Annotated in this window: 22 protein-coding genes and 2 tRNA genes; 8 read left to right on the top strand and 16 right to left on the bottom strand. The window is 31.3% G+C overall.

What is annotated here, in order from left to right; all coding sequences use genetic code 11:
* Positions 1-728 (top strand): IS3 family transposase (locus LQ598_RS05675; RefSeq protein WP_239719748.1); only part of this gene is annotated, 728 nt, incomplete at its 5' end.
* Between the two features lie 107 nt (positions 729-835).
* Here LQ598_RS05675 and LQ598_RS05680 read toward each other — a convergent pair.
* Positions 836-1372 carry a hypothetical protein gene (locus tag LQ598_RS05680; protein WP_107536713.1) on the bottom strand — a complete coding sequence of 179 codons (537 nt, stop codon included), beginning with the start codon at positions 1370-1372 and terminating at the stop codon, positions 836-838.
* A gap of 126 nt (positions 1373-1498) precedes the next feature.
* On the opposite strand from LQ598_RS05680, the gene LQ598_RS05685 reads away from it, so the two are divergent.
* Positions 1499-2656 carry an aminotransferase class I/II-fold pyridoxal phosphate-dependent enzyme gene (locus LQ598_RS05685; protein WP_239745348.1) on the top strand — a complete coding sequence of 386 codons (1158 nt, stop codon included), beginning with the start codon at positions 1499-1501 and terminating at the stop codon, positions 2654-2656.
* A 15-nt stretch (positions 2657-2671) separates the two neighbouring features.
* A complete protein-coding gene (locus LQ598_RS05690) occupies positions 2672-4270 on the top strand; it encodes a M20/M25/M40 family metallo-hydrolase (RefSeq protein WP_239745349.1) in 1599 nt (532 codons plus the stop codon).
* A 95-nt stretch (positions 4271-4365) separates the two neighbouring features.
* Here LQ598_RS05690 and menB read toward each other — a convergent pair whose 3' ends face one another.
* The 4 genes from menB to LQ598_RS05710 are packed head-to-tail and all read right to left on the bottom strand — an operon-like array spanning position 4366 to position 8996.
* On the bottom strand, positions 4366-5187 hold the full coding sequence (gene menB / locus LQ598_RS05695; RefSeq protein ID WP_026023210.1) for a 1,4-dihydroxy-2-naphthoyl-CoA synthase: 822 nt from the start codon (positions 5185-5187) through the stop codon (positions 4366-4368).
* Positions 5160-5981, bottom strand: coding sequence for a 2-succinyl-6-hydroxy-2,4-cyclohexadiene-1-carboxylate synthase (menH, locus tag LQ598_RS05700; RefSeq protein ID WP_107536711.1), 822 nt, complete (start codon positions 5979-5981; stop codon positions 5160-5162). The genes menB and menH overlap by 28 nt, the downstream gene beginning before the upstream one ends.
* Positions 5962-7641 carry a 2-succinyl-5-enolpyruvyl-6-hydroxy-3-cyclohexene-1-carboxylic-acid synthase gene (gene menD / locus LQ598_RS05705; protein WP_107536710.1) on the bottom strand — a complete coding sequence of 560 codons (1680 nt, stop codon included), beginning with the start codon at positions 7639-7641 and terminating at the stop codon, positions 5962-5964. The genes menH and menD overlap by 20 nt, the downstream gene beginning before the upstream one ends.
* A 2-nt stretch (positions 7642-7643) precedes the next feature.
* Positions 7644-8996: an isochorismate synthase gene (locus LQ598_RS05710; protein ID WP_016911632.1), complete on the bottom strand. Its 1353-nt coding sequence runs from the start codon at positions 8994-8996 to the stop codon at positions 7644-7646.
* A 188-nt stretch (positions 8997-9184) separates the two neighbouring features.
* Between LQ598_RS05710 and LQ598_RS05715 the strand changes: the two genes are divergently transcribed.
* Positions 9185-10123 carry a 1,4-dihydroxy-2-naphthoate polyprenyltransferase gene (locus tag LQ598_RS05715; protein WP_016911633.1) on the top strand — a complete coding sequence of 313 codons (939 nt, stop codon included), beginning with the start codon at positions 9185-9187 and terminating at the stop codon, positions 10121-10123.
* A gap of 142 nt (positions 10124-10265) precedes the next feature.
* Here the strand turns inward: LQ598_RS05715 and LQ598_RS05720 are convergent, their stop codons facing one another.
* The 6 genes from LQ598_RS05720 to LQ598_RS05745 all read right to left on the bottom strand — a co-directional run bounded on the left by LQ598_RS05720 (position 10266) and on the right by LQ598_RS05745 (position 12913).
* Positions 10266-10994 (bottom strand): alpha/beta hydrolase, encoded by a 729-nt coding sequence (locus tag LQ598_RS05720; protein WP_107536709.1) that lies wholly within the window; start codon positions 10992-10994, stop codon positions 10266-10268.
* Between the two features lie 35 nt (positions 10995-11029).
* Positions 11030-11497 (bottom strand): GNAT family N-acetyltransferase, encoded by a 468-nt coding sequence (locus LQ598_RS05725; RefSeq protein ID WP_107536708.1) that lies wholly within the window; start codon positions 11495-11497, stop codon positions 11030-11032.
* A 100-nt stretch (positions 11498-11597) separates the two neighbouring features.
* A tRNA-Ser gene (locus tag LQ598_RS05730) sits at positions 11598-11685 on the bottom strand.
* A 1-nt stretch (position 11686) separates the two neighbouring features.
* Positions 11687-11761, bottom strand: a tRNA-Asn gene (locus tag LQ598_RS05735).
* A 329-nt stretch (positions 11762-12090) separates the two neighbouring features.
* A complete protein-coding gene (locus tag LQ598_RS05740) occupies positions 12091-12450 on the bottom strand; it encodes a competence protein ComK (protein WP_239745350.1) in 360 nt (119 codons plus the stop codon).
* Between the two features lie 100 nt (positions 12451-12550).
* Positions 12551-12913, bottom strand: coding sequence for a VOC family protein (locus LQ598_RS05745; RefSeq protein ID WP_016911636.1), 363 nt, complete (start codon positions 12911-12913; stop codon positions 12551-12553).
* A gap of 248 nt (positions 12914-13161) precedes the next feature.
* On the opposite strand from LQ598_RS05745, the gene LQ598_RS05750 reads away from it, so the two are divergent.
* The gene (locus LQ598_RS05750) at positions 13162-13377 is read left to right on the top strand and encodes an IDEAL domain-containing protein (RefSeq protein WP_016911637.1); all 216 of its coding nucleotides are present in this window, start codon (positions 13162-13164) and stop codon (positions 13375-13377) included.
* A 70-nt stretch (positions 13378-13447) separates the two neighbouring features.
* On the opposite strand, the gene lplA is transcribed toward LQ598_RS05750, so the two are convergent.
* A complete protein-coding gene (lplA, locus tag LQ598_RS05755; protein WP_103322899.1) occupies positions 13448-14443 on the bottom strand; it encodes a lipoate--protein ligase in 996 nt (331 codons plus the stop codon).
* A 173-nt stretch (positions 14444-14616) separates the two neighbouring features.
* Between lplA and LQ598_RS05760 the strand changes: the two genes are divergently transcribed.
* Positions 14617-14802, top strand: coding sequence for a YkvS family protein (locus LQ598_RS05760; protein ID WP_016911639.1), 186 nt, complete (start codon positions 14617-14619; stop codon positions 14800-14802).
* A 2-nt stretch (positions 14803-14804) separates the two neighbouring features.
* A complete protein-coding gene (locus LQ598_RS05765) occupies positions 14805-15410 on the top strand; it encodes a CPBP family glutamic-type intramembrane protease (RefSeq protein ID WP_016911640.1) in 606 nt (201 codons plus the stop codon).
* A 90-nt stretch (positions 15411-15500) separates the two neighbouring features.
* Here the strand turns inward: LQ598_RS05765 and LQ598_RS05770 are convergent, their stop codons facing one another.
* Complete coding sequence (locus LQ598_RS05770; protein WP_107537459.1) at positions 15501-17012, bottom strand: bifunctional metallophosphatase/5'-nucleotidase; 1512 nt, start codon at positions 17010-17012, stop codon at positions 15501-15503.
* Positions 17013-17170: 158 nt separating this feature from the next.
* Here LQ598_RS05770 and LQ598_RS05775 point away from each other — a divergent pair, with 158 nt between their 5' ends.
* On the top strand, positions 17171-18646 hold the full coding sequence (locus tag LQ598_RS05775) for an ATP-binding protein (protein ID WP_239745351.1): 1476 nt from the start codon (positions 17171-17173) through the stop codon (positions 18644-18646).
* A gap of 209 nt (positions 18647-18855) precedes the next feature.
* On the opposite strand, the gene LQ598_RS05780 is transcribed toward LQ598_RS05775, so the two are convergent.
* The 3 genes from LQ598_RS05780 to LQ598_RS05790 form a co-directional block, all read right to left on the bottom strand.
* A complete protein-coding gene (locus tag LQ598_RS05780) occupies positions 18856-20208 on the bottom strand; it encodes a TrkH family potassium uptake protein (protein WP_016911643.1) in 1353 nt (450 codons plus the stop codon).
* Positions 20209-20224: 16 nt separating this feature from the next.
* Positions 20225-21901, bottom strand: coding sequence for a S1C family serine protease (locus LQ598_RS05785; RefSeq protein WP_239745352.1), 1677 nt, complete (start codon positions 21899-21901; stop codon positions 20225-20227).
* Positions 21902-22154: 253 nt separating this feature from the next.
* Positions 22155-22976 (bottom strand): TerC family protein, encoded by an 822-nt coding sequence (locus LQ598_RS05790; protein ID WP_103323470.1) that lies wholly within the window; start codon positions 22974-22976, stop codon positions 22155-22157.
* Positions 22977-23057 lie beyond the last annotated feature (81 nt).

Here is a 23057-nt window from a genome sequence, read left to right on the forward strand (position 1 = left end):
AGAGAGAGATTGAAAATAATACATTAATGGAAGATATCAACGATATCTATCATCAATATCAAGGTATTTATGGTTATAGACGCATTTATATTTATATCCGTCTTAAATTAAATAAACATGTTAATCATAAGCGTGTTTATAGATTAATGAAACAATTAAAATTAAAAGCTATTATACGTCGTAAAGCCAAGCGATATAAACTTTTTACTCCTGAAGTAACTGCGCAAAATATTTTAAACAGATCATTTAATGAAAGTAAGAAGAATAAGAAATGGTTAACCGATGTGACTGAATTCAAATTAAAAAATGGTAATAAAATATACTTAAGTGCGATTTATGATTTGGGTAGTAAAACAATTTTAAGTTATGAATTGAGTAGTTCAAATAATAACCAATTAGTATTTAATACGCTTGAAAAAGCAGTTAAACAAGTAAAAAATACCAAGGGTATTATTTTTCATAGCGATAGAGGGTTTCAATATACTTCTAGAAGTTTCAAAGCAAAATTAAAAGAGTATAAAATGATTCAAAGTATGTCACGTGTAGGCTGTTGTATTGATAATGGGCCAATGGAATCAGTATGGGGAATGATGAAAAGTGAAATTTATAAAGGAAACAAGAACTTTTCTTTTATAAATTATGAACAGGCAGTAGATGAATTAACTAAGTATATCCATTTTTATAATACTAATAGAATTACATTAAAAATGGCCGAATCTATAGCATAGCTATGAATTCGACCAAAAATACATTTTTATTATTTAGTTGTCTACTTGACAGGGTGCAGTTCAAACACTCAAAGGATAGGCTTTTTTTGTTATATCGAGATTGAAATTTATCTAATTAAAGATTCATATGGAATCGTACCAATATATTTATCTTCACTATTTAATAAATAGGCTGGTATTTGGACATGTTTATGTGTTACCGGTGCGAGTTCATGATTATTATTGTATAGGTTTTCTAACACTTCATAACTTGCACTTAGTAAATATGTTAAGTAATCAATCCACTCTTGGGTATAAGGTGTATCTGATTGTATAAATAAAATAGGATTCTCTTTTTTTTCTGTAGGTTGCATAAAATCAGAAACAAATTTTCTTTCATCAAATGACAGTTCTTCTTTTGATTTAAATTTAATATGAAATTGTGCATTTTTAATAAGGCGATTATCTTGTCCGAAATAGTAACGATGAAAATGTGGTAACTGAGCTTCTGCTCTACATATATGTATTGAATCTTCTTCAAATGAAATCATCCATTGTTCATCATTATTTTGTATGAGCACAAAAGTTGGATGTGGTAACCATTCAAAAATATTTAAAGAAAGTAATAACTTTAATCGTTGATTCATATTATTTAAGTTCACCATATAAACATCCCCTTTTATTGTAATGTTTCCCTTATTGTAATACGTTTTCTAAATTTTTGCTATATTCATTTATTTGTTCTCTTTTTATCGTTATAATTAAATTATCGTTTTGAAGAGGTGAAAAAAATGCAATTACCATTAAATAAATTTGCATCTCAACTTCAAGTGTCTGGTATAAGAGCTATATCTAACCGCATACCTGAAATTGATGATGTCGTAAACTTGACTGTTGGACAACCTGACTTTCAAGTACCAGTCAGTGTTAAAGAAGCAATGAAAGATGCAATCGATCAAAATTTTACGTCTTATTCTCATAATGCAGGATTGTTAGAATTGAGAAAAGTTGTACAATCTTATTACAAAAATCGTTTCAATGCTTCTTTTACAACAGATGAAATATTAATAACTAATGGCGCAAGTGAAGCGTTAGATACTACTTTAAGAGGCATACTTGAACAAGGTGATGAAGTATTAATACCATCTCCTGTATATGCCGGCTACGTCCCTCTCATAGAATTATTAGGGGCTAAACCTATATACATAGATACTACCCAAACTGGATTAAAAATAACACCAGACTTAGTTGAAGCTCATATTACCGATAAAACTAAAGCAATATTATTAAACTATCCTAACAATCCAACTGGTATAACTTTAAACCAGCAAGAAGTCGAAGCACTCATTGACGTGTTTAAAGCCTACCCTATATACATCATCAGCGATGAAATTTATGCTGAAAATACTTTTGGCCAACCACACACATCATTTGCTTCATATGATGTTATTAAAGACCAATGTATTTTATTAGGTGGATTAAGTAAATCACACTCTATGACAGGTTTACGCATTGGTTTTCTACTCGGACCTGAATATGTAATGAAGCAATTAACTTTTGTTCATGCATATAATTGTATTTGCGCAAACGTACCAAGCCAATATGCTGCTATAGAAGCACTTACAAATGCAATCGACTCACCAAAAGAAATGAACAAAGCGTATATTGAACGTCGTGATTATGTTTATAAACGTTTAATTGAAATGGGCTTTATCTTGAATGAAAAACCTCAAGGCGCATTTTATATATTCCCTCAAATATCACAATTTGGTATGGATGATTACGAATTTTGTATGAAAGCGCTCGAAGACTATCATGTAGCAATCGTACCTGGTTCAGCTTTCACACATATTGGCAAAGGCTATATAAGAATTTCATATGCTTATAATATAAAATCCCTTGAAGAAGGATTGAATAGATTGGAAAGAATGATTCAAGAAGTATTTTAAAGGGGCTGAATTTTAATGAACTTTTTATGGCAAACATTTGAAGATCGAAAAAATTTATTAAAAAACTTAGTACAGCATGATTCCATTACACATTCTGAAGGTGAAAAATCCTTTCCATATTTTTTAAAGCAACAATACTTAAAACTCGATTATTTCAAAAAATATTCCGATCAAGTTATATTGCATCCGACTGGGGATGGTCGACATGCAGTATTGGCATATTATAAAGCACCAAAAACTAAAAAAACACTTGTGTGTATTAGTCACTTTGATACAGTTGGTGTCGATGACTATAGTGAGTATAAAGAAGCAGCATTTGATATGGATCGCATTACAGAAATTTTCCGCCAAGATGACAAGTATTTAACACCTGATGGTAAAGAAGATATCCATTCTGGTAATTACTTATTTGGACGTGGTTCTATGGATATGAAACCAGGACTTATGATACATATGTCACTTATTGAAAAAGCCATTCAAAAAGCGTGGGATATCAATATTATAGTCATTTCTGTTCCAGACGAAGAAGTTGAATCTAAAGGCATGCATAAAGCAGTTGAAAGACTGAATCAAATTCGTAAAGAAGACAATTTAGAAATCGTCTTACATTTAAATAGTGAACCAACATTTTCACAAGCAGAAAAAGATTCAAACCATTACGTTTATTCAGGTACTATAGGAAAAATTATGCCCTCTACACTATGTTATGGTAAAGAAACACATGTCGGGCAACCTTTAAACGGTATCAGTTCAAATTACATTCAAAGCTTTATTAATAACAAGATAGAATATAGCACATTATTTAAAGAACATTATAAAGACGAAATCACACCACTCCCCGTTTCTCTTATGAGTCGAGATATTAAAGACCACTATGATGTACAAACGCCTTTCCGTACAGTGGCTTTATATAATGTATTCTTGTTTCAACGAAACGCCGAGGATATTTTTACAATTTTTAACAATATCGTAAAAGAAGCTGTTTCAACTTGTGAGAAATCTTACCAAGAAATTTTAAAATCTGAAGGTTATCTTAAAAATATATCTATAAATGTATTAACTTTTAAAGAATTAAAAGATTTAGCAATTAAAGAATTTGGAGAAGCGCATATCAAACATGTCATAAATGAGGTCATTGAACACATACATGATGACAGAGCACAATCAATAGAGATCACTGATCGCTTCATGCATATGCTCAAGGAGCTTGGACCAAGTATCATAACATTCTTTGCGCCACCCTATTATCCAGCAGCTCACTCATCAGAGGATTCGTTTATTGATGAAATAGTAGAAACAGTAAGTGAAGTCTCCTTATCTCAATTTAATAGAGTTTCTCAAAGACAATATTTCTTCAATGGTATTAGTGATTTAAGTTACGCAAAATATAGACAAGATGACTTAGGGTTTGAAAGTTACATTGAGCAAACTCCAGTATTTAACGAATCTTACTTTATACCTTTTAATGATATAAAAGAGATAAGCGCACCTGTTATTAATATCGGGCCTATAGGAAAAGACGCACATCAAGTTACAGAACGTATTAATATGAAGAGCGCATTTGAAGAAATACCTACAATAATCGAACAAGTCGTTAAAAAGCATTTACTATAAAAAATAAGCATATCACTATTTACTGAGAAAAATCAGTAACGTGATATGCTTATTTATTTTGAGTTGAGCAATATATCCCAATCTCTTTATCTATATTATGGGAATTTAGGGAATTGATCGAAGTCTGGTTGACGTTTTTCTTTAAATGCGTCACGACCTTCTTTCGCTTCTTCTGAAGTATAGTATAACAATGTTGCGTCTCCAGCGAATTGTTGTAATCCCGCTAGTCCATCTGTATCTGCGTTCATAGCAGCTTTTAAGAAGCGTAATGCTGTTGGTGAGTGTTCCATCATTTCTTTACACCATTGCACTGTTTCGTCTTCTATTTTGTCTAATGGTACTACAGTGTTAACAAGTCCCATATCGATTGCTTCTTTAGCATCATATTGACGACATAAGAACCAAATCTCACGAGCTTTTTTATGTCCAACGATTCTAGCTAAATAACCTGATCCATAACCAGCATCGAATGATCCTACTTTAGGTCCAGTTTGTCCAAATCTTGCATTATCAGCAGCGATTGTTAAATCACATACGATATGCAACACGTGACCGCCACCGATAGCATAACCTCTTACCATTGCTATAACTGGTTTAGGGATTACACGGATTAAGCGTTGTAAGTCTAATACGTTAAGTCTTGGGATTTGATCTTCTCCAACATATCCACCATGTCCACGTACTGATTGGTCTCCACCTGAACAGAATGCTAAGTCGCCTTCACCTGTTAAAATAATTGAACCTACTCTTTGATCGTCTCTTGCTCTTGAAAATGCATCGATCATTTCTTGTACAGTTAATGGTGTAAATGCATTACGTACTTCTGGGCGATTTATCGTAATTTTTGCGATTCCTTCGAAAAATTCATACTTAATTTCTTTATATTCTTTTATAGTTTCCCATTGTCTTGACATAATTTGCCTCCTAAAATAAAATCTATTATCATTGTATCAAATTTTGTGGGTTGTTCCACATGAATTGTGTGACCAGCTTCATTTACAATATGAAATTTACTATTTTTAATACTTTCGTGCATCTGTTTACCTATTTCTATAAACTTTTTATCTTCGCTTCCTACTATTATGCATGTAGGCACTTCAAGCGCATGTAATGCTTTCCAATATGAAGGTTGGGCACCAGTTCCATAATCTATTAAAGCTTTGCTTAGTCCATCAGGCGTTTGTGAAAGTCTCATTTGCTTTATACGTTCTCTTTCTTCAGATGACAGCATCGATTGACTCTTGAATAGTGGTAATTGAGACCATTCTTCTACAAATTGTTTCATACCTACATTTTGAATATAACGTGCCCTATTATGATCTACTTCTATACGACTAAGCTTATCTTCATCATTTGCTAAACCAGGACTCGCACTTTCTAATATAAGGCCATTTAACAACTCAGGAAATTGAGTTGCAAAACTTAATGCAACACGTCCGCCCATTGAATATCCGTGTAGATAGACATTTTTCAACTGATAATAGTCCACTATTTTTTTAATGTGGTTTGCTATAAATTCCATTGACCATTTTTCATCGTAACTTGATTGATCACTGCCATGACCAGGAAGGTCTACAGTTATCACATTAATGCCTTGATTAGTTATATCATCTTCGACTAGATGGAAAGTCGTGTGATCACTTATAAAACCATGTAACAATATAATCGTTGGCTTATCAACATCAAGTTGTTTAACGTGGTGAGTTAACATATTGAATGCCTTTCATTTTTGCAAATAATTCTCTATGTGTTTCTGTATTTTCTTCTCTATTCGTCATAATTTCATACAAATATGAACCAAATTGAGGTAAAGTTTGACGTTTATAGTCAGAAACATCTTCAAATTTTTCATATCCTAATTCGTATAAATGCGCTACATGTTGATAATCTAAATCAAGCGGTGTACCGAATAATTTTTCAAAATGTTCAGGCGCTTCTTCTTTCGGGGCTAAGTAATTAAAAATACCGCCACCATTATTGTTTAAGCACACTATTGTAATATCAAGGTCATGCAATTTACTCATAATAAGTCCATTCATATCATGGAAGAATGAAATATCTCCAATAATTAATGTGACTTTATTATAAACTGACATGCCTAAAGCGGTTGAAACAACACCATCAATGCCATTAGCACCTCTATTTGCTGCAATCTCAGCTTTGGAGTCTAAATTGAATGTATCAACATCTCTAATCGGCATACTATTACCTACAAAAACAGTATCTTTAGACGACATTTTTTTCAACAAACTACCAACAGCTGCTCCTTCGTCGGTTTCTTCTTGTATATACTCATCTATTAATACTCTTGCTTCTTTATCCATTGTTATCCATTTTTCTAGCCAATTTTTATTTTGAGTTGGTGTTACATCTTGAGCTTGTCTGAAGAAATCATTTGGACTTAACTCTACAGAAATTGTTGGCACTTTTGGATATGCATCTGGTGTATCATTATTTTGAACAAGTATTTGTGGACATTTTATATCTTTCAACCAATTATTTAAATGTTTAGAAATAACTGGTTGCCCTACTCTTATGATAAATTGTGGTTCTATTTTTAAACCACCTTTGAAAAGTGCATCATAAGTAGCTATAACATTTGGATGATTTAACTTTCTTAAGTTACTCAATGGATCTGCCAAGATTGGAATGTTATGAATCGCTGAATACGTTAAGATTTGTGACAAATCTTGACCTTGTGTATCTCCAACTACAACAACACCACGAGGCTTTTCAATGTAGGTTTGAATATTTGAAAAGTCAATTGACTTTTGATATTTAGTTGCTATTTTTCTTTTAGAAGATAAATATCTTCTAAGCTTAACGTTTGGAATAAGAGGTTCTCTAAATGGGAAATTAAAATGAATTGGGCCTCTTTGTGGTCCAACAAAATGTTTTTCAGCTTTAATCATATTCATATTAATTGCGTTTATAGTACCTTCTGTTTCATCGGCTAAAGGCATATCAAATTGAAATTTCGTGAAATTCTCGAACATATTCACTTGATTAATTGCTTGTGGTGCACCAACATTTCTAAGTTCATGAGGTCTGTCACTCGTCACGACGACAAGCGGCAACCTACTAATAAACGCCTCAGAAACAGCAGGTGTATAATTTGAAGCAGCAGTTCCTGACGTACAAATGATCGCAACTGGTTTCTGACTAGCTTTGATGATGCCTAGTGCGAAGAAAGCTGCACTTCTTTCATCAGGGTGTATCCATGTTTTTATATGAGGGTGTCTTTCACATGCAATTGCCAATGGTGTAGATCTAGAACCAGGGCTGATTACGACATCATCAACGCCATACTCATATAATTTCGAAACAAATGTGAATACTTGTTTAGTTAGACTTTCGGTATGTGTACTCAAATCTACATCACTCCTAGTGCTTTTAACATTGGTTTGAATTTTAAATCTGTTTCTTCAAATTCTGAGATTGCATTTGAATCTTTTACGATGCCACAACCTGAATATAATGTGGCTGTCTTTCCTTTTACAAGCATTGAACGAATAGAAACAATAAATTCACCATTATTTTCTAAATCAATATAACCTAACGGCGAACCATAAAATCCTCTCGTACCAAACTCTTCGTGCTCTATAAATTTAATAGCTTCTACTTTTGGGAATCCTCCAAGAGCAGGTGTAGGATGTAATTGATTTACGATTTCTAAAACATTTTCAGATAATAAATCTGCCTGAATCTTCGTATATAGATGATATAAATGTTTGTTTGTTAAAATCGTTGGTTTTTTATCGTATTCTAATTGCTTCGTAAAGGACTGGATATCATGGATGATGCTATCAACAACATAGCGATGTTCAAATTGATTTTTCGAATCATTTAAGAGCTCATCTTTTAAAATGTTATTTTCAGATTCATCTTCTGTTCTAGCTATCGTTCCAGCAATTGCGTTCGTATAAAGTTTTCCATTCTCTATTTGGCATAATTGTTCTGGAGTTTGTGAAATGAATTGAGACTTACCAGATTCAAATAATAATAAATAACTTGCTTCATTACTATCTAATGACCTTTGTAATGCATCTTCAACATCTACATTATCCTGAAATTCAATTTTTCTCCTTCTAGCTAATACAACTTTTTGTAGAGCGACTGACTCATTCATCAATGCTACTACTTTTGTAACTAATGCTTTCCACTCTTCGCTTTGAATATCTTTATTAGCAACCATTTTTGGTTCTGATACTGTTCTTGCTTGAGCTTTTGATTCAACAATGTTCAATATTTCTTCTATGTTATCTATATCAAACTTATGACTATGGTCAGTGTACGTTAAGTAACAACGACCATTTTCTTTCGTAATCATAAATTTTGGTAATACAAAATGACTCATTCCAAAATCTTTCCATTCGTTCGTTAAAGAATGCTCTGAAAATTGAAATCCACCAAAGAATTTTAAATGATGTTTATCTTCATGAAAGACCATCGTATTTAACTGTTCTTTAATATTTTGCCAATACTCATATATCTCATCGTGCTCTAAATGTGAATATCTAGCTTCTAATAAATAACCGATACCACACATTTCTAATTTGTAATCCTTAGATTTGTAATAAAAACGTTGTCCTATATAATTGATTTCTTCCCTTAATAAATGGATTAAATCTGGTTGATATTGAAGCTCAATTTCAACTGAAATATAATTTTTATTACCATCGATTTCAGAAATCATTTTTTGCTTCAAATCCTTCTTCAAGGCCATTTCACTTCCACTTCTTTCCGATAAATATCTATCTTCTTATTTTATCATTTTTTAACACAACATGCGTTAATATTGTACTTTTAAAATAGAATATATATTAAAATATTACACAATAACCGTGATTGACCAATTGATGATGAAGGCATATACTAATACTGTCAAAAATATTAATAATAAGAGGTAAATAAATGTCACAAAATTTATCACAGCATTCTGGCGTAAAAAAATATTATCATTTAATGAGGCCGCATACACTTACTGCTTCATTTGTACCAGTATTACTAGGTACAGCTTCATCAAAAATATTTTTAACAGGTGCTGAAGCATCCATTAAAATTACAGTAGTATTAGCTATGCTATTAGCAAGCATTTTAATACAAGCAGCAACAAATATGTTTAATGAATATTTCGATCATAAACGTGGATTAGATGATCACACATCTGTTGGTATAGGTGGTGCTATAGTTAGAAATGGTATGTCACCAAAATCCGTCTATAACTTAGCTATCGCATTTTATATTATCGCAGTGCTTTTAGGTATTTATATTTGTATGCAAAGTACTTGGTTATTAATACCTATAGGACTTTTTTGTATGGCCATTGGATATTTTTATACAGGTGGACCATATCCTATATCATGGACACCATTTGGAGAAATATTCGCTGGAATCTTTATGGGATTTGTTATTGTCATGATTTCATTCTACATACAAACCGGTACATTAAGTTTTTATCCAGCACTACTCAGTATACCTGTCTCTATTACAATCGGGCTCATTAACTTAGCCAATAACATTAGAGACCGCGAAAAAGATAAACAAAGTGGTAGAAAAACATACGCTATTTTAGTCGGAAAAAGATTTTCACTTATGACAATGGCGATTCTGTACATTTTCTCATACGTATTTGTTATCTACTTAGCATTATTTAAGCCATATGGTTCAATATTATGGTTGCTCGTACTTATTTCAGTACCATTCCCAATTAAAGCTGTACGACGCTTTAATAAGAATGATACGCCACAGTCAATGATGCCTGCTATGGCAGCAACTGGCAAAGCTAACACGATATTCGGCTTATTATTAGCACTAGCTGTATATATTAGCGGTTTACTAGGTGGACTATAACAATTTAAAAAAGAACAGTACGAACTTGCAAAATGTTCGTGCTGTTCTTTTTATATTACTTTTGATTAGATTTATTTATTGTGAATCATACAATACCCTCAAAGCTAGTATCCCAACCTTATAAATCTAAAAGCGCTCACTATTATTTATTTAAAAATTGAATAATATCTTTTTCCACTTTCTCTTTGTCATCACTTCGTGTCATAAGATGCGTTGCTTTTTCATATGAAGTGAACGTTTTCTGCTGTGTACCTATTTCTTTATAAATATGTTCAGCACTATCTTTATAAGTTGATTGATCAAGTTCTCCATACATAATAGAAATTGGTATTTGGATACTGCATAGCTCTTTCATCGTTTGTTCAATAAAACTACTGAAAACTTGAGCGCCTTCATCATATCCATCAATAAGCGCAAGTTGTCGGTCACTTTCATTTTGGTCTAAATTTTGAATTTGATTGATTCTTTTACCGTAGCTATAAAGTCTACGTTTTATATCAATACTTGTACGATTATTAGGTACCGACATCACAACACATTTTTTAATGTCGCTTGTTTCAACAAGTCTTAATGACATTAAACCTCCCAATGACACACCAAGGACACTAATATCTTTATAACCTTCATCTTTCAAAAATTGATAACTGTTTTGTACTTGTTGCCACCAATCATCCGTATTGTATTTCAACAACGATTCTACACTCAAACCATGACCTTTATAAGCAGGTATATAACATGTATACCCTTCTTCATTTAATGTAACAGCCAAATCTTTAACATCTCTAACCGTGCCTGTAAAAGAATGCAACAATAACACTGCTTCGTTACCACCTTTTAAATATACATTTCGAGATTCTTTCAATTTCAACAAATCTATCACTCCGGTATTAAATTTCTAAACTTACTTTATAATTTCTTTTCCATATAGTAGTTTGTCGTTTCAAACCCCATTTTTTCATATAATGAATATGCTCTTTTATTATGAGCAAAGACGTGCAGTCGAATACTTTCGATTTGATGATTTTTACAATATCCATCCAAGGCTTTCATCGTCTCTTTTCCTATACCTTTGCCTCTATGTATTTCATCAATTTTTATATCATAAATAAAGCTTTTCAAAGTATTATTCTTTTCAAAAACATGTAACCATAAAATACCGACCTGTTCATCATCTAAATGAATCGTAAAAATTTTATGCCCTTCAGTTTGTAATCCTTGAGGTAGTAATTTTTCAAAATACGCTCTACCTTTACTGTCAGCTTCGCTTGCATCCCACGTTCCATTTTTCACTTGTTCTTCGGCAAATTCTTTCATAGAAACTTCGTAAAAATCTTTAAAATCACGCGCCTGCATTAACTCTAAATTGACAGTCATAAAAATCTCCTTTCAAGCTTATATTTAGGTCCATTATACACTTATAAAAGCCTTCCATATACAAAAAAGCCTGCAACCATAACGGTTACAGACTTTGTGACGGAGATGGAGGGATTCGAACCCTCGCGCCGCAGAACGACCTACACCCTTAGCAGGGGCGCCTCTTCAGCCAACTTGAGTACATCTCCATGGCTCCACAGGTAGGACTCGAACCTACGACCGATCGGTTAACAGCCGATAGCTCTACCACTGAGCTACTGTGGAATAATATGCTTTCTATCAAGCACAAATACTATTATATCAATCATGAAGATATTTTCAAGAGTAAACTTAAAAAAATTAACGGAACATTTACACTTTAGTAGCACATGTTCCGTTAATGTTCACTTTAACTCTTTAATGATGATTTTTAAGATACATCTTTATAACATCTAACACACTATATCCATCTTGTGTTAAGTCGATATTAGGCATATTCAGTTGTTTGATAAAAATATTATTTCTATGATTCTTATAATACAGACATGTGCAGTTCAAATATTGATGGTTGATAATGTGAAATGAAATTGGAAATACGAGGGTTTGATCTTGCTCTAAAAAGATTTTTTAGTTTTATCACCTTTATATTTAGTGAAATGTTTAACGTAGAGTAAATTAATCCATGTGTTTTCTGTATATCTTTCGGAATGTGTACAGAAGAAATAAGTAGATGTTACAGGTGATACTAAAATAGGAGGCTTACTCGTAATACTTGTGAGGCGTTTCGTGAATAATTTTCTTTCTTGAAAATGTTCTCCATAGAAGCGACAGGAGTGATTCATAATTTCTTGAGGTTTCTGTTTGACTATAAACGGTGATTTACCTGCTTCAGAAACCTCAGTATGAACAGTCTGTTCATTTACTTTGATACCCCTTATATACATTGTGTTCTGTTTAATGACATACTTTTTCATAGCATGCTCCTCTCTAAGTTGTTTTTTGAGTTTTCTATATCTTTGAATAAAATATATTACACATTTAGATTAGAGTCAATACTATAATTACAAAATACTATTACTTTTCTATAAATTCGAGTCTGTTTTTAAAAGGATCTAACAAGTGTAGTCTTTTAGCACCCGGAAATCTATTATCCGTTTTAAATTCGATCTTTTCATTCGTTAAATGTTCAATTAAGCTTTCAAGATTTTCTACATTGATTGCCGGATGCGCTTTTTTTAAAGGTTTAAAATCTTCTTCAATGCCAATATGTAAATCTACGTTATTAATATTAAACCAAATGCCTCCATTACCTTTTAAAGTTTCTGGTTTTTCAACTTCGTTAAATCCTAATTGCCCTACGTAAAATGCTCTAGCTCGCTCTTCTGATCCATATGGTGCTGATAATTGCACATGGTCCCACATTTTCAATTTATACATCCGATCATCTCCTTAATTTTAGTTTTTCAATTTTGTAAATCCTATTTAACAATCATTTACAACTTACTACAGTGTTTATGAGCAAAATAATTTGAATATTATAAATACTAAATTATAATGTACATATAAAGTTAGTTTATCAAAATTTACTACTAATAAAATAACTTTTTAAAATTTCTGAATATTCATTGCATTTAGAAAATAAATACGCTATAATTTTAACAAATAAAGTCAAGGGGTTGTTTAAAATGAAACAATATTCTCAAGTTAAGCATCAGAGTTTAGAAACTTTTGTTAATAACTTAAATGATTTATCAGTTGAGCTTGTAATTGACTCTGCTTTACGTGAAAATCGTAAACGAGAATTAATGGTTTTAATTGATGAAGCACTTGCGAATCGTAATAATACTTTATTTGAACAATACAGTGAAGAATTAATACAGTTGGAGGATTTGCAATCGTGAGTTGTTATTTAAAATTTAACACATAATAAGAGACTACTTTTGAACGCCTTCAAAAATAGTCTCTTTTATTTTATAACATTAAATTGATAATCTCTTCTTTATCGATATCTCCGAAGTAATGATATACATCGATATCTTTTAGCGCTTCTTTTAGAGAAGATTTTTGATGTTGTACACCTATTAATACCTCTTCAATATCATTTACATTACCTACACCAAAGAAATCACCAAATATTGCCGCATGCTCTATAATTCCTTTTTTAACATCTAATTTAATTTGAACTAAACCTCTATCAAATTTGTGACTTCTTTCAAAGTTGTATTTAGGGTTCTTTCCATAATTCCATTCCCATTTTTGATATTTATTTTGACTTAATTCATTAATTTTTTCCCAGTCTTCATCTGTAAGATGGTACTCTTCTACTTCTTCACTACCTTGTTGTTTAAATATAGAAGTTAAAATACGTTGTTTAAATGTTTCAATATCCATTGGCTCTTCTAAAAATTCTTGAATATTAGCAACACGAGAGCGTATAGATTTAATACCTTTAGATTTAATTTTTGCTTCATTAACTCTTAAAGCATTTACAACTTCTTCAATTTCACTATTTAACATTAAAGTACCATGTGAAAACATTCTATCTTTTTGTTTGACCATCGCATTACCAGAAATTTTCTTTGCACCGACTTGAATATCATTTCTACCTGATAATTCTGCTTTAACACCCATTTCATTTAAAGCGTCAACAATCGGTTGAGTGAATTTGGCAAAATTGTGGAAACTATCTTCATCATCTTTAGTAACAAAGCTAAAATTCAAATTCCCTAAATCATGATAAACTGCGCCACCGCCTGAGATTCTTCTCACAACTTTAATGTTGTTAGCCTCAACATACTCTTGGTTAACTTCTTCAATCGTATTTTGATTTTTACCAACTATAATAGATGGTTGATTAATATAGAATAAAAAATAACTATCATCTTTAGGTAGAGAAGTTAGAACATATTCTTCCATCGCTAAATTAATCATTGGATCATTAATATCATTATTACTTACAAATTTCATTTATATTTCCTCCTTGTTTTCTCCCCTAATAGCCTCACTTTCATATTACCATATGTTTAATTAATCATATATATGATATGTTTGTGATAAAATAGACGTATATCTTATTATTACTTTATTAACTAAAGGTTATTTAGTATAATGTTTCAATAGTATTATTTAGGAGGAATAACATGACAATCGCAGAAGTAGGAAATATCATAGAATTTCAAGATGGCTTAAAAGGTAGAGTTGAAAAAATCAATGAAAACTCAGTTATAGTAGATATAACAATCATGGATAACTTTGAAAGTTTAGAACTACCTGAAAAAACAGTAGTGAATCACAAGCGTTATACTATAATTTCTGAAGAGGGATAATAGTGAAAAAACAAATTAATCCTCAATTAATATGGTTCATATCAAGTTACATTATTTTTCACTTTATATTATTTGTTATGCAAGGTGAAAAAGAAGTATTCTGGTACTTATATACTGGCATCATGATGATTGCAGGCATTAGCTATGTCTTTTATCAACGCGAGATTAAGTCTAAACGATTATTACAATCAATAGGATATGGTTTAATTGGTGCAGTATTGCTAGTAATACTTCAACTGTTATTATCCCAAATTTATAATGGTTTATCATATGCATCATTATTGAAAGAATTAATGCAAGCGGGCGTTTTTTATAAATGGCAAATGTTAGTTACAATTGTGATTGCGATACCGTGTCACGAACTGTATATAAGAACAATATTACAAAACCAATTACAACTTAAATTTTCGCAACCTCTTGTTGCAATTGTTGTAAGTGCTTTTGCATCTAGTTCGCTATTTTTATATTTAAATCATTTTGCTATATTTATCTTTATATTTTTAGCTCAATTAATATTATCTACGCTATATTTTTACACGAAAAGAATTGTAACTTCATATATCGCTCAAGTTGCAGCCATTATTATTCTCGTTATTATATTTAGCTAAAATAATAATTTAAATACAATTGTGTTTAAATTCAAACTGCCAACAAAGTCAAAGGCTTTGTTGGCAGTTTTTTTATCTTTTTATACAGTGCTATATCACTTCGAAGTCATGTTCTAATTCAAATTTACCTTTAGTTTCTTCTAATTCTTCAATCATATATTCAATAACCGTTTTTTTAGATCTTTCATATGTTGATTCTGAAATAATTTTATTTACGTGTCTAAATAAGTAGTCTGTCATAATAACATTAAAACTTTTTTCTAAATCGATGTTATGAAGAATAACTCTATTGCCAACAGGTTTACTTAAATCAATTGTATATTTGAAACCTTTCCATACTGTCATTAAAGTTGGCTCTAAAATTTCCTCATTATACTTTATTGTATTATCTTCTTTATATAATGCGGTTGCAGTTCTTTCTAAAATACGTTTAATTTCTTTACCGGTCAATTTGATTTTGACTGGTTTATCAGTATGAACATAAGATTTATAAATATCTTTTACTTGAAGTTCGCCTCGCAAACCATTGCCTATTGGATTTCCAATTTGTGCACATATAAAGTCCGCATCTGAAAATGCTCTACTCATACTATTTTGAATGCACTCTGTATATTTATGTGGTTTACTATATAAATCCGTTAAGTGCTTATAATCCAATATGACAGGGATATCTACGACATTTTGTTCTGACCAATGTTGTACAGCTTTTTGGTCAAAATGTGTTAATTCTAACAAATCTCTATCTTCTGGATAGCTAGATATTTCAACATGTTTGATAGATGTGTCGATAATTTCTACTGAATTAGTTCTTTTTCTAAATTGAATCGACATGTCGACAATATTAGTCGCATTTTTACCTGGTTGTATAAACTGAGTTTCAGCAACTTTCAAATCTACAACATGCTCTTGATGACCTGTAATAATGACGTTAACGCCTTCCGTACTTTTAATCATGTTTTCAGCGTTATTACTATAATATGATCGGTAATTATTTTTATCTGTATATGTGTTTAATCCACCATGATACAACATAATTAAAAAGTCAGGACTTTCCTTTTCATGTAGATATCTCACCCAACGTTTTGCTGATGCCATAGATTCTCCAACCATAACTTCATCTTCAAATTCTATATTTTTATTTTCCATTAAACCACTTGAAGTAAAACCAATAATGCCAATTTTAATGCCATCCACATATTTAATGGTGTACGGCGTTGTGAAATAAGGTTCTCTCGTCTTACTATGTTCTATATTAGCTGCAAGCCATGGAAACCTACTTAATGCTATCGACTTATTTAAGAAATCTAAACCAAAACTAAACTCATCGGGGCTAACACCACTTGCATCAAATTGCATTTCATTCATCACTTTAATCATAGGATTTCTCTTGTAAGGTGCAATTTGAGCGTAATAAAATGCAAACATTGAACCCGACAGCATGCCACCATTATCCAATAATAATACATGGTGATTGGCTTTACGTTTATGTTTAACATAAGTAGCCATTTTTAATATATTACCACTTATACCACTCTTGCCTATTTGGCCATGTAAGTCAGAAGTAGCTAATAGATCAATTGTGATGATTTCATTCGTCCTCAATGTTATTCCCCCTCTTTTCTATTTATTTTACCATTTTTAAAAAGCATTATGTCTTTTAAAGCTAATTTGAATCATGATAAAGTGTTTTAATTTATGTTGGCAATAATTGTTAATCATAATATACTCAATTAAGTAGTATTTAGAAACGGGAGGCTATTATGAAACCTTTTAATAAAATCATAATACTTAATATTGTTATTGCACTTGTTGTTTCTTTATTAATTGGTGCAATCATTAGCAGAAACTATACGAATAGAGTTAACCAAAGATTAGCCACAACTAAAGAAATAGTTAATTTAAAAATCGGTACATTTATAAATGAATCCAATAGCATTTCCGAATCATTAACGACTATTTTATCAAATAGTGATGATGAAAAGTTTATTAATCAATTTTTAGAAGATAATCATACAAGATATAGTTGGATAGATCATATTTATATTTTGAATGATCAAAAACAAGTCGTCTATGATTCTAAAGGACAAGATTATACATCTATAGAAGATTTCAAAAAATATAAATATCACTTTCCTTTTTCACAAAATTCAACATTAAGTAGTACAGAAAAAACGTTAAAAGGACCTCGTACATTATTACTTACAAACCAATTAAAAATAAAAAACAAAGATTATACCGTAGCTGCAGAAATAAATATGAACGCTTTTAAAAATGAAATAAAATTAATTTCAAAACGTTTCAATATACAGGTAAAAGGTATTGATGGCACTGAAATTTATCAAGTTGGTAAAGAACATCAACATTCAAAAACGATAACATATTTATATAATAATTTACCTGTATCAATTAGTATTACAGGACAATACAATTTTATATCACGTATCATTTTACCAAGTATATTTATATTCTTAATTGTCTTTTTATTATTAACGATTTTAACTTTGATATTTAAAAGTCGTTCAGAGAGATTAGAACATGAAAAATTAATCGAACAAGCTAATAATGAAAAATTAAGGCTAATAGGCACACTCGCAGCAAACACTGCGCATGAAATAAAAAACCCTTTAACAAGCATCAATGGTTTTGTCGAACTTACAAGAATGAAATATGATAAAGAACACCAAGATAAACATTTTAATATCATTTCCGAAGAACTCGATAGAATTAACAATATCGTTACTCAATTTTTATATTTAGGTAAGCCAACTAACTTGGCATATACAAATGTCGATATTAGCCAAACAATTGCAGAAGTCATACAATTTTCAGAATATGAATTAGAGCAGAATAATATCAACATCAGTTTAACATTACTTGAAGAACCGATTTACGCATTTATATCAGAAGATCAATTGAAACAAATACTCATAAATTTAATTCAAAATTCAAAAGACGCGTTAACTGATATAGACAATGCTTCAATAGACATACAATTGCAAAATACAAATACTAAACAAGCAACTATAATATTTAAAGATAACGGTAAAGGGATGTCTAAAGAAACTCAGCAAAAAATATTCGATCCGTTCTTTACAACTAAAGAATCCGGTAGTGGTCTAGGCCTTTATTTAAGTAAAAAATTAATTGAAGACTGGGAAGGCAAAATAAGCGTATTTACCAATATGTCTAAAGGCACGACCTTTATTATTACCATTCCTATCGTTAAATCTAATTAGTCATGAAAAACTAATGAGCTGTTACTTTTTATATATATTCTACGATTTTGTAAAGTGCATGCTAAATGTTGCAAGACTTACCAAACAAGCAACATTCAGACCACGTTCCCACCACACCCAATTAAAAAAGAGCAGAAATTCAATTTTAAAATTGAATTTCTGCTCTTTTTAAGTTTTTAGGACATTTATGTCCCGGACGCTTTTTCTTACTATCCTATTTGTATACGTTCTTTTGGATAGTGGAATTTATCTGGTGTGGACTTACCACCAAGCATTACGATGAAACATAGTAAGCCTACTCGACCAATGAACATAAGTATCATAATGACGACTTTAGATCCTAATTGTAAACTATCTGTAATCCCCATAGATAGTCCACATGTACCAAATGCTGACATTGTTTCAAAGAATATTGATAACAAATCGTGCTTACCGTCTTCAAATCTCACAACTGTTAATACACCTACGAATGTAATCGCTAATGCTAATGAAATAACCGCAAATGACCTTTGTATATCTATTGGGTGTATTTCTCGATTAAATGCTTTTATCGTCGTCCGACCATTACTAAAATTCACTAAATAAAGTATAAGTATCATAAATGTTGTTGTTCTTATACCGCCACCTACTGAACTTGGTGATGACCCTATAAACATCAAACCACCTAAGAAGAAATTCGTCGCTTCAGAAAATTGACTGAGATCTATTGTTGAGAGTCCTGCACTTCGTGTTGAAGAGGATTGGAACATGGCATAGAATATTGCTTTATGCCATGAAACATCTTTAAATGCATTTGAAAACTCGAATAAATAAATCACAATTGTACCTAATAAAAATAAGAATAAATATGTCGCGCTTGCAATTTTAGTAAATAATGAAAATCTAAAATTAGGTATCGTATTTCGCATATATGTTTTGACTTCTATTAACACTGGAAAACCGATAGCACCTAACATAATGAGCAACATAATAATTGTTTGTACGAAATAATCATTCGCATAAGGTGCAAGTGATTCTCCAGTAATATCTAAGCCACCATTTGTTGTTGCAGAAACTGAAGCAAAAATCCCGTGATGTATCGCTTCTTTAACTGATCCTATATCTTTATAAAAATAAAAAGATAATAATATCGCACCTATTACTTCAATCATTAATATTGTTCTAACAATGTCTAAAATTAATTTAACAACACCGTTCATAGCATTAGAATTACTATCAAGCATAATGAGTTGTCGTTCTCTTAATCCGATGTGCTTTCCTAATATCACCCACAATAAAGTACCAATTGCCATGACACCGATACCGCCAATATTAAGAATGATAAGTATGATAGCTTGACCGAACATTGTAAAAGTATCTTCAATAATAACTGGCGTAAGCCCTGTTACACTCACACCTGATACCGCAACAAATAATGTATCAACTGGTGCAATTTTTACACCAGGTTTAATGACATAAGGTAAATTCAATAATAAAAAGGCGACAATGATTGCACCCAAATAATATAATACAATACCTTGTTGCGGCGTCATTTTTTGAAAAAAGTATTTTATAATGGACACAAATTGTCACCTCTATTTATTTCAACGTTAATGTTTTCGTTATTTCTTTACCATTTCTAATAAGTTTCAAGTTAACTTTCTCACCTATTTTATGATTATTATATAATTCTTTTCTAAATTCAAGATTATTTTCGATTTTTGTATCTTCAATGCCGACAATTACATCGTTAAACTCTATTCCTGCTTTATCAGCATTACCATCTTTAGTAACCCCAGCAATAACCATCCCTGATTTATATTTGCCAGGTAAAGATATTTGAGATTTTTCATTAGAACCTAATTTAGTATAATTTTGAGCCATTATACCTAGTTCTGGACGCTTAATTTTACCGTCTTTTTCTAATTTATTAATGTAGTCTGCTGATTCGTTTGACGGTATAGCAAATGCCATGCCTTCAACATTTGGCATATCTATTTTCAAGGATACAATGCCAATTAAATTGCCTTGGGAATCTAAAATTGGTCCACCTGAATTACCAGGGTTGACTGCTGCATCTGTTTGAATCGCTTTAATTTCCCAATCATACTCGTCATCACCATTAAAATCAACAGGTACTTTTCTATTCAATCCGGAAACAACACCAGTTGAAATACTATTTTGGAATTCTGGTCCTAGTGGACTCCCAATGACGATTGCTGTTTCACCTAAAATTAAATTATCGGAGTCTTCAAATTTAATAGGGTTAAATTTAGCATCCTTTTCAATTGGAACAGTTACGACGGCTATGTCAGACCATTGATCAGTACCTACCACTTTACCATCGTATTTTTTATCATTAGCTGTCGTAATAATTGGCTTTTTATCATTTGAAACAACATGTGCGTTTGTTACTATGTATGCTTTATCATCTTCAACTTTATAAATGACGCCTGAACCGACGCCACTATTTTCTTCTTTTTTCTTTTGTGAAGCTTCCCTTTTGCTAGATATATCAGAATCCTCATGAGAAACACCAACTACTGAACTCTTAGATTTCTCTACCGCTTCCATCACATTCGTAATCGGTTTTTGGAAACCTTTTTGAGATTGCTTTTCTTCGATTGTTTTTCGACCTTCATTAGGCGGATTCACATTTTGAAAAATGCTCCACACTAAAATGAAAATTAATATGATAGCTAATATAATCGCAATGATCGGCCAATGTTTTTCAAATTTAGATAATATCGTATTTATAAAGTTATTCTTGTTTTGTGATTTTACTTCTACCTTTTCATCATGTATTGCACCGAGTTGTTTATTCGTTTCAAAGTCATTATCTTTAACAAGTTGTTTATCAACTTCATCTTGACTTTGATTGTCTACTTTTTTATATTCAATATTTTGTGAATCTCCATCACTATCATCATTAGAAATATTTTTATCTAAATCAGGTTGTATATTGTTTTCATGCTCAATGCTGTCTTTATGTGAATCAGTTAATCTATCGTCATCCAAATCTATCGTTGGGTGTGATTTGGACTCTTCTTCTTGTTTTTTAATTTCTTCTTTAGTTAATTTTTCAATACGTGCTTTTTGCATATTTTCTCTCACACGTAACTCATTTTTCTTCTGTAGTTCTAACTCGTTAGCTTTTTTAATCTCATCCTCTTGTCTCTTTTGTTCGATTCTTTTTTCACGCTCTTCATTATGAAAAAATTCACGTCGCTGTCTCTTATATTCATTTCTAGGAATGACATGCTTTTTTCGTGACATTTATTGCCCTCCTCAATCTAAAATCTTAATGTTTCTATTATGCCATATAATATTAAAATTATTAACATAAAACCATTGTATATCTCTACATTATACACCTATTTTTACATATATTTACGTTTTAGTTTAATTACTTAAAAAACCATGAATATTGAACTTCACAATGTAATTTAGAAATGTATTTTTACGCTACTATATACAAAAAGCTGTCGACAAAGTTTTGAACTTTGTCGACAGCTTATATCTTCTTTATTTACTCATTTGTTTTTTTATTGTTACGAACTGATGTTATCCAACCTATTACAACTAACAATAATAATACACTCCAGAATATGGATTGCCATAATATACCGTGTGGGAATTCATGTGGCAATACGCCAATTTCATCATGTGCTAGGACGATAACGAATAATTTGATACCTACCCAACCTACAATAGCAAATGCTGCTGCTTCTAGATTTGGATATTTATTTAATAATTCAACAAAGTAAGTTGCTGCGAATCTCATAATGATTACACCAATCATACCACCTACGAACATAACAGAAAATTGACCTGCGTCCATTCCACCAAAGTGAACGCCTACTGCTGGTAATGTAACAGCTATTGCAAAAGCCGCTAACATTGAATCGATCGCAAATGCTATATCTGCAAATTCGACTTTTAATACAGTCATCCAGAAATCCTTTTTCAATTTATGATGACCTTCTTCATCTGTAGGATATTCAGAATCTGAAAATTCTTCTTTTCCTTCGATATCATCTGGTGTCTCAATTGGCTTGTCTTTATGTTTCTTGAAGTCTATTAAATTTTTAACAGACATATAAATTAAGTATAATGCTCCTGCTGCTTGTATTGGCCAGAAGTTAGCTAAGAAACTAATTAAGAACAGTGACATGAAACGGAACACGAAAGCACCTAATAAACCATAGAAAAGTGCTTTTTTCCTTAAATCTTCTGGTAAATGTTTAACCATTACCGCCATTACAACAGCATTATCTGCTGCTAATAGTCCTTCTAGAAAAATCAATACGATTAATACCCAACCGTAACTTAAAAATAAACTCGGATCCATCTTTTTCACTCTCCATTTTCTTCTAATAAAAAACAAAAGAGACCATGCCTAATTAAAGGCAAAGGTCTCACTTAACATTTA

Origin of the sequence: Mammaliicoccus sp. F-M27 (assembly GCF_022387115.1) — a bacterium.
GTDB classification, from domain to species: Bacteria; Bacillota; Bacilli; order Staphylococcales; family Staphylococcaceae; genus Mammaliicoccus; species Mammaliicoccus vitulinus.

What these genes read in the sequence shown, in the direction of transcription:
- LQ598_RS05690 (WP_239745349.1), top strand. Translation starts at nt 2,672, where the DNA reads ATGAACTTTTTATGGCAAACATTTGAAGATCGAAAAAATTTATTAAAA.
- LQ598_RS05725 (WP_107536708.1), bottom strand. Translation starts at nt 11,497, where the DNA reads ATGACTGTCAATTTAGAGTTAATGCAGGCGCGTGATTTTAAAGATTTT.
- menH (WP_107536711.1), bottom strand. Translation starts at nt 5,981, where the DNA reads ATGTTAACTCACCACGTTAAACAACTTGATGTTGATAAGCCAACGATT.
- LQ598_RS05775 (WP_239745351.1), top strand. Translation starts at nt 17,171, where the DNA reads ATGAAACCTTTTAATAAAATCATAATACTTAATATTGTTATTGCACTT.
- LQ598_RS05715 (WP_016911633.1), top strand. Translation starts at nt 9,185, where the DNA reads ATGTCACAAAATTTATCACAGCATTCTGGCGTAAAAAAATATTATCAT.
- LQ598_RS05745 (WP_016911636.1), bottom strand. Translation starts at nt 12,913, where the DNA reads ATGTATAAATTGAAAATGTGGGACCATGTGCAATTATCAGCACCATAT.
- lplA (WP_103322899.1), bottom strand. Translation starts at nt 14,443, where the DNA reads ATGAAATTTGTAAGTAATAATGATATTAATGATCCAATGATTAATTTA.
- LQ598_RS05760 (WP_016911639.1), top strand. Translation starts at nt 14,617, where the DNA reads ATGACAATCGCAGAAGTAGGAAATATCATAGAATTTCAAGATGGCTTA.
- LQ598_RS05710 (WP_016911632.1), bottom strand. Translation starts at nt 8,996, where the DNA reads ATGGCCTTGAAGAAGGATTTGAAGCAAAAAATGATTTCTGAAATCGAT.
- LQ598_RS05790 (WP_103323470.1), bottom strand. Translation starts at nt 22,976, where the DNA reads ATGGATCCGAGTTTATTTTTAAGTTACGGTTGGGTATTAATCGTATTG.
- LQ598_RS05685 (WP_239745348.1), top strand. Translation starts at nt 1,499, where the DNA reads ATGCAATTACCATTAAATAAATTTGCATCTCAACTTCAAGTGTCTGGT.
- LQ598_RS05750 (WP_016911637.1), top strand. Translation starts at nt 13,162, where the DNA reads ATGAAACAATATTCTCAAGTTAAGCATCAGAGTTTAGAAACTTTTGTT.
- LQ598_RS05740 (WP_239745350.1), bottom strand. Translation starts at nt 12,450, where the DNA reads ATGAAAAAGTATGTCATTAAACAGAACACAATGTATATAAGGGGTATC.
- LQ598_RS05680 (WP_107536713.1), bottom strand. Translation starts at nt 1,372, where the DNA reads ATGGTGAACTTAAATAATATGAATCAACGATTAAAGTTATTACTTTCT.
- LQ598_RS05785 (WP_239745352.1), bottom strand. Translation starts at nt 21,901, where the DNA reads ATGTCACGAAAAAAGCATGTCATTCCTAGAAATGAATATAAGAGACAG.